The 13,054-nt window shown below is 38.9% G+C and carries 13 protein-coding genes; all 13 read right to left on the bottom strand.

The genetic code is table 11. The annotated features are described in order from the left end of the window. Positions 1-24: 24 nt before the first annotated feature. The 13 genes from hpf to NST34_RS29725 all read right to left on the bottom strand — a co-directional run bounded on the left by hpf (position 25) and on the right by NST34_RS29725 (position 12,931). Complete coding sequence (hpf, locus tag NST34_RS29665) at positions 25-573, bottom strand: ribosome hibernation-promoting factor, HPF/YfiA family (protein WP_042131328.1); 549 nt, start codon at positions 571-573, stop codon at positions 25-27. 229 nt (positions 574-802) lie between these two features. After that, positions 803-2,242, bottom strand: coding sequence for an S-layer homology domain-containing protein (locus NST34_RS29670; protein WP_341129296.1), 1,440 nt, complete (start codon positions 2,240-2,242; stop codon positions 803-805). Positions 2,243-2,559: 317 nt separating this feature from the next. Continuing rightward, positions 2,560-2,757 carry a cold shock domain-containing protein gene (locus tag NST34_RS29675; RefSeq protein WP_019915069.1) on the bottom strand — a complete coding sequence of 66 codons (198 nt, stop codon included), beginning with the start codon at positions 2,755-2,757 and terminating at the stop codon, positions 2,560-2,562. A gap of 274 nt (positions 2,758-3,031) precedes the next feature. Continuing rightward, a complete protein-coding gene (locus tag NST34_RS29680) occupies positions 3,032-4,099 on the bottom strand; it encodes a glycosyltransferase (protein ID WP_341129297.1) in 1,068 nt (355 codons plus the stop codon). A gap of 11 nt (positions 4,100-4,110) precedes the next feature. Continuing rightward, positions 4,111-5,352: a flagellin lysine-N-methylase gene (gene fliB / locus NST34_RS29685; RefSeq protein ID WP_341129298.1), complete on the bottom strand. Its 1,242-nt coding sequence runs from the start codon at positions 5,350-5,352 to the stop codon at positions 4,111-4,113. Between the two features lie 32 nt (positions 5,353-5,384). Next, positions 5,385-6,569, bottom strand: a complete 1,185-nt coding sequence (pseC, locus tag NST34_RS29690) for a UDP-4-amino-4,6-dideoxy-N-acetyl-beta-L-altrosamine transaminase (protein WP_341129299.1) — start codon at positions 6,567-6,569, stop codon at positions 5,385-5,387. A gap of 32 nt (positions 6,570-6,601) precedes the next feature. Further along, positions 6,602-7,549 carry a dTDP-glucose 4,6-dehydratase gene (locus tag NST34_RS29695; protein ID WP_341129300.1) on the bottom strand — a complete coding sequence of 316 codons (948 nt, stop codon included), beginning with the start codon at positions 7,547-7,549 and terminating at the stop codon, positions 6,602-6,604. A 95-nt stretch (positions 7,550-7,644) separates the two neighbouring features. Continuing rightward, the gene (gene pseI, locus NST34_RS29700) at positions 7,645-8,691 is read right to left on the bottom strand and encodes a pseudaminic acid synthase (RefSeq protein WP_341129301.1); all 1,047 of its coding nucleotides are present in this window, start codon (positions 8,689-8,691) and stop codon (positions 7,645-7,647) included. Positions 8,692-8,739: 48 nt separating this feature from the next. After that, the gene (locus NST34_RS29705; protein WP_341129302.1) at positions 8,740-9,417 is read right to left on the bottom strand and encodes an HAD family hydrolase; all 678 of its coding nucleotides are present in this window, start codon (positions 9,415-9,417) and stop codon (positions 8,740-8,742) included. After that, complete coding sequence (locus NST34_RS29710; protein WP_341129611.1) at positions 9,414-10,421, bottom strand: ATP-grasp domain-containing protein; 1,008 nt, start codon at positions 10,419-10,421, stop codon at positions 9,414-9,416. Before NST34_RS29710 ends, NST34_RS29705 begins: the two co-directional genes overlap by 4 nt. Positions 10,422-10,487: 66 nt before the next feature. Then, a complete protein-coding gene (locus tag NST34_RS29715; protein WP_341129303.1) occupies positions 10,488-11,216 on the bottom strand; it encodes a glycosyltransferase family protein in 729 nt (242 codons plus the stop codon). A gap of 20 nt (positions 11,217-11,236) precedes the next feature. Further along, positions 11,237-11,977 carry a crotonobetainyl-CoA--carnitine CoA-transferase gene (locus NST34_RS29720; RefSeq protein WP_341129304.1) on the bottom strand — a complete coding sequence of 247 codons (741 nt, stop codon included), beginning with the start codon at positions 11,975-11,977 and terminating at the stop codon, positions 11,237-11,239. Between the two features lie 57 nt (positions 11,978-12,034). Then, positions 12,035-12,931, bottom strand: a complete 897-nt coding sequence (locus NST34_RS29725; RefSeq protein WP_341129305.1) for a class I SAM-dependent methyltransferase — start codon at positions 12,929-12,931, stop codon at positions 12,035-12,037. Positions 12,932-13,054 lie beyond the last annotated feature (123 nt).

The raw sequence follows: 13,054 nt of genomic DNA on the forward strand, positions 1-13,054 counted from the left end.
GAGCATAACTGGCATCATTGTATCTTAGCCCTGTTCAATCAGTCCATATTTACCATCATCACGTTTGTAAACTACGCTTACTTCCGAGGTGTCGATATTGGAAAACACAAAGAAATTATGTCCTACCATGTTCATTTGAAGAATTGCTTCTTCCACATCCATCGGCTTCATTGTAAAGCGTTTGTTCCGCACAACTTCTAAATCATCATAATCTTGTTCTTCTACAGCAACAGCGGTACTAGCTCCATCCACAAACAGCGTCTTCAGTCCCTCTTGACGGAACTTACGATTGATCTTCGTTTTGTGTTTGCGAATTTGACGTTCTAGCTTGTCCACAACGGCATCTATGGAAGCATACATGTCATCGCTGCGATCTTCCGCACGAAGCGTCACGCCAGCAAGCGGAATGGTTACTTCCACCGTATGAAGGCCGCGAACTACGCCAAGCGTCACAGACCCTTCAGAGGTAGGGGGTGCTTCGAAATACTTCTCAAGTTTGCTGAGCTTCTTATCAACATACTCTCTCAAAGCGTCGGTCACGTCAATTTGTTGACCTCGAATGGTGAATTGCATGGCCACTCCTCCTTTAGTTACACCTTCATTATACCAAATTGTTAAGCCTAAGTAAAAAGTAATTCCTTACAGCCCTTACAATTAGATAACAAATATTGTCGTAGTGTTCACAAATAAAACAAGTCCGGTAAGAGCAACTATTCGCCTCACCGGACCAAAAGTAAACCTGTCGTTATTATAGTACGAATTCCATTCTTATATTCCCTAACTGAAACAGTATAAGTTCAAGTTACTTGGTATGAATTTGAATGATTTCTACAGGTGACAATTGCGTATCTGTTCCTGTAATAACGTATACCTTATAGGCAGTATTGGCTGTCAATCCAGTCAATGTATGCGTATGTTTTACACCAGGAGCGAACGTAAGCGCGTCCGTCCATGGAGCAGTCAATGCTGTACCAGTACTATTCTGACCTAAAGAAATTTGTGCTGCGCTAGGTGCTTTTTCATTAGCAGGCAATACTACATATCTTACTGGGGTTGGAGCGGCACCTGTCACACCATATTTAACATATACATCGGCTGTAACAGTACCTACTTGTCCTGGTTCAAAAAGCGTAATCGAGTTTGCAGTTGCCTGAGCAGTAGTTAATCGAACTGTTGTGACAGTAGACAGATTGCCAGATGCATCCGCTGCTACGATATATGTTGCATATTCTGTCCCAGGATTCAATCCGTAAACAGAGAATGTAACCGTTGTGTTGGCTACAGTTGCAACACTACCATGAATTTCGCTTGCAGTTCCATTGCTGATCTGTCCTTTTTCCACCTGTAATGCACTCGGTGCAGTTACGTTAGCAGTATAAGGAGCTACAACATAGTACACTGAGCCTGTTACGGAAGATGTCAGGTATACATCGGCTGTTACCGAACCAACGTTACCATAGGTTGCCCCACTTACGGTTGGTGTTGTGACATTTCCGTTATCGCCGCCAGATCCACCACCACTTCCACCACCAGTACTACCACCTGGAGTAGCTGTTGGGGTTGGGGTAGCTGTTGGTGTCGGAGTAGCCGTTGGCGTTGGGGTAGGAATTACTCCACCACCTGTGCCGCTACCTGGGTAATAGATGACTGAGGTATTGATGATACCTACAGCCTCTGCACGTGTTAACGATTTCTTAGGACCGAAGGTTCCATCCGGATAACCGTTAATAATCTTTTTATCCGCTGCAGCGGCTACTGCACCTTTTGCCCATGCTGCAATTTGTGCATTGTCTTTAAATTTGCTAGTAGTGCTATTGGTGCTCAATTTAAGTAATTTCGCAGCCATTACTGCTGCCTCTTGTCTTGTGAGCGGACTATTAGGACGGAACGTATTGTCCTCGTATCCTCCGATATAGCCAGCTTCCACGGCTTTAGCCACTTCACTGTAGTTCCAATTTGTGCTTTTCATATCTTTAAAGCTTACAGTTGCTTTTTCTTTAAAACCGAACAGGCGATTTACTAGAGTCACATACTCTCCACGTGTAATTGCCTTGTTTGGTTTAACTGTACCGTCTGGGTATCCTCCAAGGTATCCACTATCTAGCCATTCCTGTAGCTGAGCTTGGGCCCAGTGACCTTGAATATCCTTAGGTACGGAGGCGGCAGATACGCTGCCAAGAGATCCTAATAACATACTAACTCCTAAAACTCCGGTCATGAGACCGCGCAACTTCTTTTTCATCCTGCTAATCATCCTCCTAAAAGTTTTGATAGCGTAGGCTATATGAATCTCTTTTTGGAAGTATTGGCCTAGGCTAACATAGTGTGCGTCGAGGTAAGATAAACAGCTCAACGTAAAGCTATTACCCACATTTCGAAGAGTTCTAACATTTTCCATATTAAAAATTTACAAAGTACGCTATTTTCTTTCTATTAACTGCCTTGATAGAGGCTTTTGAGAGCACAAAAAAAGGACCTTGGGAGAAATCCCAAGATCCTTGCTAGCGCTGTCTAAATTGCTAACCATCTACTTATATGTAGGTCGGCTTAGCCGTATGATTATAATTTGATTACGTTAGCTGCTTGTGGTCCGCGTGCGCCTTCAACGATATCGAACTCTACGGATTGGCCTTCATCCAAAGTCTTGAAACCGTCAGTTTGAATCGCGGAAAAGTGTACGAATACGTCGCCACCGTCTGCAGTCTCGATAAAACCATAACCTTTTTCTGCGTTAAACCATTTTACTTTACCTTCCATTGATTAAACATTCCCTTCGTCATCAGATGAACGTGAGTCTTGCTCACAAATCGACTATACCACCGTAACTTCTTCATTGTCAATTGGAAAAGTAAATGTTTACATGCAATAATTTACCACGTAAAATAGGACGTTTAATTTACCATAATCAAGAAATAGTTGCGGCGTAAGGATCAAAAAAAGAGCAGACGGTATTTAATACCCGTCTACTCCTATAGTGAAACAGTGAAATGAAAGCTTTTTCGACATTTACTCACTTACAATTAAGGTCGCTTCACTTGAGCAGCTCTAGTCTTCTACCAGATGGCTCATAATCAAACTTAGCAGAAGCTTCTTGGTAACATTGCTTAGCCTTATCAAGCTTCCCCATTACTTCATAAAGACTTCCCAAGTTATGCAGCGCCGAGAAACTTCCAGTCCCATAAACACATTCATACTGGTCTGTATCGCCGATTTGTAGGCATTTAAGATAAGATTGCTCAATAAGAGGCAACAATCCGACATACTTCGCGGTATTGTTCAAAATAAGCTTCATGTAAAGAACACCACAAACAAAGTGGAAATCTGTAAAATCATGTAACCATTCACGTTCTCTACTGATGATAGGAAGCCCGTCCTCATATCTCTCTGTAGCGATAATCTCATAGAGCAAGTTTACAATAACATTCGGGGCATAGTTTTCACTTTTATCTAGAAGAGAATATGCCTTGTATAAATGCTCGCAAGCTTGAACATGATCTTCAATTCCCCTAAATTCCTTTGCAATTTGAAAAAGAAAATAAGCGTCCCTCGGGTTGCTATCGATTTCCGCCTGTAATATAGGGATATTACGATCCGCTTTAGACTCCATATAGCCATCATGATGAGCCTCAACAGAAACGCTGATTCTAGGCAGATCAGATATAAGCTGTTCATGAATATGTCCCTCATATCGAATACCTGCTGGAAACATACGTGAAACAAACCCATGCGCATACGATAGCTCGCCATCATTACCCTTAAATTGATTGACCAGCTTTATCTTACCAATGGCATTTTGCTTATTGATAAATTCACGAATGTTTTCACTACAATCATTATCTATATACTCATCCGCATCTAGCACCAGATTCCAATCACATGTCGAATGAGCTAACGCAGTATTACGAGCATCGGAAAAGTTATTGTTCCAGGTCCAGTCAAATATTTTGGCACCATAGCCTTGGGCAATAGTTTTTGTACGATCTGTTGATCCTGTGTCTAGAATGATTATTTCATCCACCATATGACTCACGCTTTTCAAGCAGCGATCAATGACTGACTCTTCATTCTTAACAATCATCACTAATGCAATTGTCTTCAACAGATCACCCCTTACTCAGCGACTCTAGTACTTAAGATTGCAACGATATGAGCCAACGAATCAAACTCATTCTCTTTAAAATATGTTTTGATCATCTCTAAATAATTGGAGCTATGCATAGTCACCCGATTAAAAGATTGCACGACTTTGATTACGATCTCCTCGTTTAATCCCTTATAGTGTCCTGATATTCCAATCAAATGAATTCGAACCATCATATAAATAACCGCCATTAACATATAATCAGAGAATAACGAATCACCACTTTTTGGGAACATGCTTTCAAAAACATGATTCACCAAATAGTTCTCCAGCATATAAGAGTGATCACTCATAAATGGCTCATAGTACATTGTATAATTGCTCAAATATTGTTGTTCTAGTAGATCAACATCAATCGTATCCCCTTGATCTAAGCCAAATCCCGACAACATGTCAGAAAAAATCGAAACATATCTTTCGCTAGAAACCCCTAATTTGGCACGAAGTGACACAAAATGCATAATGATATGCATCTGCATTTTGACATTACCTTTTATCATATCCAAACTAGCTTGTATGTCAGAGGACTCCATCTTATCAATATACTCATGAATTAGATCAGGGATATGCTCAATATGATTCTGAGCTAATAATTGCTCTAATTTCTGGATAAACAGCCCTAGAAAAACTAAACGTTCCTCAATAGACCAATTTCTATTCTGTAGAACATCGATGGTAAACACTCTAATATTCCAGAAGTATTTCTCTGCCAGTTTGGGATTCTGAGTATCAAGAACGCTTAGCATGGACCACGATGGATCTAATGTAACCTCAGCCTCTTCGCACTCCATCTTCTCTTTGTTTAACAGAACTAATCTCGCAACTTCTGGACAAGACAATTTTGCCGACATCTCATAAGTATCATCTACTAGATTTACAACTCTTGGATACGTTTTACAAGTGGGAGAGAGCATTTTTTCTCCCAGATTTAATTGAATACCACATAAATTCCGTTCATTAAGCATTGGACAACGTCCGTGCTGATCTAAATGAAAGCTAGCATAATTAGCTGAAGATGTGGCATCGCTCTTATTGCGTTTCATACCTTGCTGAAGTGATTTGGATAATTGAGGATGTTTTATATTTTTGTATTCTTTATATGACTTTTTATCCAAGGTAACTTGCCACCCCGTACAGCAGCTATCCTCACACTCGCTACCTATACAAGCGAAGTCCTTCATATAAGTTGGCATTAATACGTGCTTATTCATAGGTACTCTCCGATCCTACAACCTTGTCATAATTATTCATAAAATCGTTTATATACTTTTTTTAGCGCCGTAATAACATCATTAACGTCAGAGTTCGACATTTTCGGGAAAATGGGAAGGGAAATTGCTGAGTCATAGTACAATTCCGCATTTGGACATAATCCTGACTGATAACCTAATTCTTTATAATAAGGTTGGAGATATACAGGGATATAATGAACATTAACGCCAATGTTCTCATCTCTCAAAGCTTGGAATATATCTTTTCTGTCCCCAGCAAAATGTTCAGGGAGCCATCGCACAACGTACAAATGCCACGATGATTCTGACTGAGCATGTTGTGCGGGAATAACCACTCCCTGTAACGAAGAAAAGGCCTCATTGTATCTTTCCGCAATTTCACGTCTTCTCTCTACAAACGAGTCTAGCTTGTCCATCTGGCTAACACCGAGAGCAGCCTGCATATCCGTCATTCTATAGTTGTAGCCTAACTCATGCATTTCATAGTACCATGGACCATCATTCCTTGTGAGTTCCTCTGGATTTCTGGTCATTCCATGGCTACGGAACATTAGCAGTTTACGATAATATTCTTCGTTATTCGTTGTAATGATTCCGCCCTCACCAGTTGTAATATGTTTGACCGGATGAAAGCTGAACATTGTCATATCAGCAATGGACCCTACCTTTTGGCCTGCAAAGCTAGCTCCCAAAGAATGAGCTGAATCTTCAATCAGAACCAAATTATGATCTCGAGCGATCATAGCTATTCGGTCCATCTCCACGGGTTGTCCAGAAAAATCAACGGCAATAATCGCCTTAGTTCTTGCTGTAATTTTATTCTCAATTTCAGTGGGATCTATGTTATAGGTATCCATGTTAATATCAGCAAATATCGGTCTACCGCCCTGGTAGAGCACACAATTACTACTAGCCAAAAAAGTAATTGGTGTAGTAATTACTTCATCGCCTTCTTCAATCCCTGCAGCGAAGCAAGCACCGTGCAGTGCTGCGGTCCCATTCGTAAATGCTACAGCATATTTGGCTCCTACATAATCTGCCACTTTAGTTTCAAAAGCATCAATCGCTGGACCTTGAGTAATAAAATCACCCTTAAGAACCTTTACAACTGCTTCGATGTCCTGTTCGTCAAGCCACTGCTGTCCATAAGGAAGTAATGTTGTACGCACCGGATTAAGCGCTGATTGATCAGACATCGTTGTCATGCCCCCTCTTTTTGCATTCCAATTCAGTTAAGACCACCAGATTGGATCCATTCAGTAGTACGTGCTATTCCTTCTTCCAGCGTAACTTCAGGTTGCCACTTTAGAAGCTGATTCGCCTTGGAAGAGTTACATAGCAGCTTTTGAATTTCACTCTGAGGATGGATATGCTTCACATGCTTAATCCGAGTGGCGTCCCCAGTAATTTGAAGCGCTAATTCGTTAACAGAGATGTCTCTACCTAATCCCGCATTCACAATCTCACCGTTGACTTCATCCGAAAAACCTGCGGAAACTACAAATTTCGCGCAATCTTCAACATATAAAAGATCACGGGTTTGTGTTCCTTCTCCATAAATATTAAGATCTTTTCCATTTAAGTGATTGTTAATAAAGATGGCAACTACCCCACCCTCACCACCAGTCTTTTGATAAGGACCATAGGTGTTAAATGGACGAATAACTACAGTCGGTAGATTATAAGCGTAGAAATAAGAGAGTACCATATTCTCTGCTGCTACCTTAGCTCCCGCGTATGGAGAAGCTGGTTTTGTTGGATGTAACTCCGTTATGCCACCTTCATCGCTACAACGATCGTATACCATACAAGTGCTCATGAAAACGACCTTTGTGTTATGCTTTCGGCACTGTTCCAATATAATAAATGTGCCTACGGTGTCATTGTCGAATGTTGTCTTAGGGTCATCAATTGAATCCTGAACGTTGATAGAAGCTCCAAGATGGTAGCATATTTCAAATCTATGTTTATCAAATAAATCAACTAGTAAAGCTTCATCTAGAATTGTACCTTTAATAAACTGTTGCAAGCCCGGATGTGTCCGAAATTCTTCAATATTCGCTTCACGTCCATTGGATAAGTCGTCAACAATCCACAGCTTGTGACCTTCATCGAGCAGTCTCTTCGCGACCCAACGGCCGATAAAACCGGCTCCGCCGGTGAGTAAAATATTCAATTTTTTAACCTCCTCATACAATAGAGCTTTTTTATCCTAAATAGCTCGTATTTATCATTAAATCTTTCAATAAAAATAACTGAATTTCAGTTAAACTAGATCAAATCCCAAGTAATAGCTGTTCCTATATGTGCATCTTTGCTGATCTTTCTTCCCAGTAACTGATCTAGATATTTAGTCGGAAGACCCATACCAGGCCGAATCGCTTTTACATTATCTCTAGTAAATACATCACCCTGCTTCATTTCTTTAGAAATGTACAGGGAGCGTCGATGCTTCATTGATTCCAGCTCTCTTACAGATGCTCCATATGAAACCATGCCCACTGCCTGCCAAGCCCGCTCAGATTCAATTACGAGAGAAGCCATTTCTTCAGGCTCCAAAGAGAATGCTGAATCCACTCCACCGTCAGCACGTCGCAATGTAAAATGCTTCTCAATCACTGTAGCACCCAAAGCAACGCTAGCTACAGATACACCGACACCCATGGTGTGATCTGAAATACCAATTTGGCATTCAAACAGTTGCTCCATATGCGGGATGGTAATAATATTGGTGTTATCCGGTGATGAAGGATATGTACTTGTACACTTGAGAAGCACAATATTCTCAGCTCCAGCTTCTCTGGCCGCGCGTACCGTTTCGTCTAACTCTGCTATAGAGGCCATTCCTGTAGAAATAATAATGGGTTTTCCTGTGGAGGCAACCTTGCGAATTAGTTGGATATCCGTATTTTCAAATGAAGCAATCTTATATGCAGGCACATTCAACGATTCTAGGAAATCTACTGCCGTCTCATCAAAAGGAGTGCTAAAAGCCAACAGGCCAAGTTCATTACATCTTTTAAATATAGGTTCATGCCATTCCCACGGTGTGTAGGCTTCTTCGTAAAGTCGATACAATGAGTTCCCTTTCCATAGACTATTCTGATCTTCTATAAAAAAATCACCATCATGAATATTCAGCGTCATTGTGTCAGCCGTGTAGGTTTGCAGTTTTAGAGCATCCACACCAGCGTGCGCAGCAGCCTCAACAATAGTGAGCGCACGATCTAGTGATTGATTGTGATTTCCTGACATTTCTGCAATTACAAAGGGCTTAAATTTCTTTCCAATCTGACGGTCACCAATTTTAAATTCCATTTCTCACTCATTCTCCCTATCCAAATATAAGATTTAAGACTGTCACACTTAAAAATCATATACACGATTATACAACTCATCTAAGCTTCTTATTTGTATATCTGCTTCAAAGTGTTTGGGTCTTGTAAGAGAGGCAAATCCACCTCTTAATATTCTAACGGTCTTAAATCCGAGCGGCTTTATTCCCACAAAGTCTTTATTCGGATTGTCTCCAATATAAACCACATCAAATGGATCTACCTTCTCAACAGTACAAATTTGTAGAAAACAATAAGGAGATGGTTTTTCATTCTTAATCCCAAACCTGCGGCTAATGTAGCATCTTCTTATTGCAGGATGTTCATATAGGCCTAGGGCTATTAATTTACGCTTTTGCACCATTTTGTTACCATCAGTCACAATATATAATGGAATGTTTTGGTTGCTTAAATTTTCAATACAGTTTTTAGAGTCATCAAAAAGTTCAATCTTAGGCTTATGTTGACGATATATACCTAAGCATTCTTTCACTCTTCCTCGAGAATATAGTAAGTGGTATTCAAGTAAGCGATCAAATACTTTACCTCTACCATTCTTTTTGAGTTCATTTAACATAATACTCATACTTTCTTCGACGTTACTAGAATAGCGTTCATATAGATATTCTGCAACGGCACGAAAACCACTTTCTACATAACTTATTTCATTATAAAGAGTATCATCCAGATCAAATACTACAACCTTCATAAAATCAAGTCCTCAGCATATCGAATTAGCCGTTTGTCCTGAGCAGCGCGAACAAATGGATACTGCGTCAAATCGCTTCCCCCAGATTCAAGTAAGAACCAATAAAAACTATCCAAACCACACTCTATACTTAATCGTGAGGCTCCTCCGAAACGTGAGTTGCATTCAATAAAATGGTACTTTCCTTCATCGTCAATGATCACTTGAAAAAGTACATGTCCATACAATCCTAATTTTTCTGCAAAGTCTGCGCATTGCTGCTCTAACATTTCATCCCTAAACGTAGTAGTTATTTGAGATTCTCCACCCACAACAATCTCACGTTTTCTTGCTATGGCTCCCTTGGATACGCCATTTTTCTGTACGTAAACGTCAACACTAACTTCCATTCCCTTAATATAAGGTTGAAAAATCGGATGTTGCAGACGTTTTGCATATTCCTCTGCTTCATCAAGTATTTTATTTAGTCCAATAGACTCCGAACCAGCACCAAATCGCTCTTTTACAACAAAATGAGATACATCCAGTGCTGAGGATTCTTCCGCGGTAGGAATTACAGAAAACCCAAGTGCAAGACCTTCTTGAAAAAACAAAAGCTTATCAAGACAAGTTTCAACACCCTTCATTTCGGAAACCATGACATGAACACCATTTTGTTGCAACTCACCTTTATATCGTGAGAAGTAGCTTAATTCTCCATCTCTAGTAGGAATAATATATTTAATATGTTGTTCATTACAATAAAACAAGAGTTTCTGTAGATCCATTCCGTCCAACCTAGGCATATGCCAAAATGAATCTGTAAAAAACTGCGCTATAGCGTTTGGATTGCTGTCTCCGCTGATTAGAAAAGAAGGATGTCCTATTTTCTGTATACTTTTCAACACACATTTTAGTAAAGGAACCTTCTTAGAAGCACTGGTAACTAACACCGCCTTGGCAGGAATTACATCTTCCATCCGCCCTACAAATCCCTGGCTCGTGACTTCTTTAAAATTGATCATATTCACTGAGTTATACGCTCCTTTAGTCAAGCGTGTAAATAATGATATTGCAGGGATATATATATATTAATCCCCTAATTTTTTTTGTTTCACTTCAGCGTTGATACATGCTAACTCTGGATATCGCTTAAACAATTCAAGAATATCATTGATATAAAATATTTCACCCTTATATAACTCATCATAAATCTTTGATATCAATTTCCAATCTTCCTCGGTATCGAGAGTTAGTCTGTACTTAGATTGATCTGTGTGATTTTGGAAAGCATGGATATTAAACTGCTCCTTATTCTGATATAAATAAGGTGTCACATGTTCAAATTCATACTCTTGTGTGGCTTGTTTGTACGCTACTTCCAGAGCCTTAAAAGTAAACACTTCGGTGTCTAGTCCTCTAGGAAATGTACCATCTAAACCGCTACTAATATAATCGTAATTATGATTCAAAAAATATTGAATAACGGTTTCTGAGATTTCCGGATCAAGCAAAGGGCAATCAGATGTAATCCGTACAATGATATCAGAATCAGCCTCTTTTGCAGCCTCATAATAGCGACTGAGCACATTATCCTCGTTACCTCGATAAATAGGAACTCCATACTTTAAGGCTTCCTTACAAATGTCGATATCATCTTCCTGGACAGTAGTAGCCACAATAACTTGGTTCACAGAAGGAATTGCTTGGCACCTTGTTATGACATGCCCTAACACTGTATGATCAGCGAGCTTCTTCAATACCTTACCCGGTAAACGTGTTGAGCCCATACGAGCTTGAATAATAGCAGTAATATTCATATTACCTTCCTTTAGAATAATTAGTTAATTACTATATATGAACACAACGGATTAAGCGGGCTACGTTTTATTGCGTAAGTGTTTAATCCTATCACTTCTTTTAAAGCTTCTGTTTCACCAGGAAACGATGAAAAGTTTAATTCGTCAAAGGCAATAATTGTTCCTTTAGTTGTATGTTCCATAATCGCTTGTAGACAGTCACGAGTAGGTTTATATAAGTCAAAATCGAAATATGCTAAAGAAATTATTGTTTCCGGATGTCTTTTTAAGTAATCAAGAATAGTCTCAGATGCATCCCCTTTAACTAATTCATATTTTTTAAGATGTGGAATGGGACTCTCTTTCTCATGAAAATCTAACAACTCGCTTAATTGAACCTCATAATTTTCACTTACAGCGTAATCTCCAACCTTGGCAAGCATGCCATCTTCAGGATCAACACTAATAAATCCCTCAAATGTATCAAATCCTACTATTTTTCGATTATAGTTATATGGTTCATAAATTCCCCGAAATGACTGATATAATGCTAAGTTTTGTCCCCATCTCACTCCGAATTCCATGATAATTCCATGAACATCAATAATTTGCTTATATAGATCATGAATATATAGTATTCTTGATAAGTTTTGTCTTCTTAAATATAATCCAAGGTTATCTAACAGTTCACTATTTGGAATAGTTGAGCCTCTTAACTGTTCAGCCACCGTAGTCCTACGCTGTAATTCGCTATTACTTGCATTACTTAAAACTTTCGACATATTACCCCATCCTATTCCCTATGTTTTTATTCTTAATTCTTATGGTATTATCGATTACTATAGCTCTCGAACTCTTTTTCTAAAAAAACCAGTAATCTGTCTGCCTATCCCTAGTTCAGCATATACACGGTAAAGGTTGTTTGCATTTTCTATAGAAATACTATGAATTAAATTTTCTATTTCAATTCTAGCCTTATGTGAAGCCTTTCCTAAAGTAGGATCTTTCTTGTAATTAGTATTTACGTTAAATAGATCAAAATCGATAGCATAATCAGAAATTAAATCAGCAAAATCTAAATCAGCAGCTGAGCAAAGATTAATTAGACCATCTTTATTAAAATATGATATGTGATCAGGGTTCACAACCCAGAAAGTTTCATCGATGTCTCCATTCAATAGTAATTTATTTTGAACAACTGAAAAATCATTCGGAACCTCAATAACCAATAGGCCATTATTAGACAAAAGAGAATGACAATACTTCAACATTTCTAATGGTTCCTTTAAATGTTCTAACACATTGTCAAGCCAAATGACATCAAACACTTGCTGGGAGGCTTTCAGCTCATCTAATTTTTGTGAAGGAGCACCGCAACTTATGAATGGTAACATATCTGGATTATGTGTTTCACAACCATAGTTAGAGTAATCCACCCCCATAACCTTCCATCCAAGATTATGAAAGAAGCTGAGCCCCCACCCTTCTCCACATCCTATGTCTAAAAATCTATTAGAACTACATTTTTGAATGCTATGATCCATTAATACATGGAATTTTTGTAGATATTTATTTTTAAAGTATAAAATTTCATCTTCACTGTACGTATTAGAATATAAGCTTTTAGATTCTTGATAGTAGATATTTTCATAATATCTTTCAAGCTCCGAATCCGATGGCGGTTCAGATAATTCATAATACCCATAACTATTAATAACTACTTCTGAATTCCCCATATTTCCAGTTCCCTCTCTCAGAATGATGTCTACTAGTTAACTGTATATTTAATAAAGATCTCTACCATTAAAAAAGGAATTAATCGGCTACAGATATAGTTTGTTCTATATCATTCATAGCTT

The sequence above is a fragment of the Paenibacillus sp. FSL H7-0714 genome (assembly GCF_038003765.1).
Taxonomy (GTDB): Bacteria; Bacillota; Bacilli; order Paenibacillales; family Paenibacillaceae; genus Paenibacillus_AQ.

Bases quoted from the DNA above. Each gene is read 5' to 3' on its own strand.
- NST34_RS29705 (WP_341129302.1), bottom strand. From the start codon at position 9,417: ATGAAGGTTGTAGTATTTGATCTGGATGATACTCTTTATAATGAAATA.
- hpf (WP_042131328.1), bottom strand. From the start codon at position 573: ATGCAATTCACCATTCGAGGTCAACAAATTGACGTGACCGACGCTTTG.
- pseI (WP_341129301.1), bottom strand. From the start codon at position 8,691: ATGGAATTTAAAATTGGTGACCGTCAGATTGGAAAGAAATTTAAGCCC.
- fliB (WP_341129298.1), bottom strand. From the start codon at position 5,352: ATGAATAAGCACGTATTAATGCCAACTTATATGAAGGACTTCGCTTGT.
- NST34_RS29710 (WP_341129611.1), bottom strand. From the start codon at position 10,421: ATGATCAATTTTAAAGAAGTCACGAGCCAGGGATTTGTAGGGCGGATG.
- NST34_RS29675 (WP_019915069.1), bottom strand. From the start codon at position 2,757: ATGGAAGGTAAAGTAAAATGGTTTAACGCAGAAAAAGGTTATGGTTTT.
- NST34_RS29670 (WP_341129296.1), bottom strand. From the start codon at position 2,242: ATGAAAAAGAAGTTGCGCGGTCTCATGACCGGAGTTTTAGGAGTTAGT.
- NST34_RS29725 (WP_341129305.1), bottom strand. From the start codon at position 12,931: ATGGGGAATTCAGAAGTAGTTATTAATAGTTATGGGTATTATGAATTA.
- NST34_RS29720 (WP_341129304.1), bottom strand. From the start codon at position 11,977: ATGTCGAAAGTTTTAAGTAATGCAAGTAATAGCGAATTACAGCGTAGG.
- NST34_RS29715 (WP_341129303.1), bottom strand. From the start codon at position 11,216: ATGAATATTACTGCTATTATTCAAGCTCGTATGGGCTCAACACGTTTA.
- pseC (WP_341129299.1), bottom strand. From the start codon at position 6,569: ATGTCTGATCAATCAGCGCTTAATCCGGTGCGTACAACATTACTTCCT.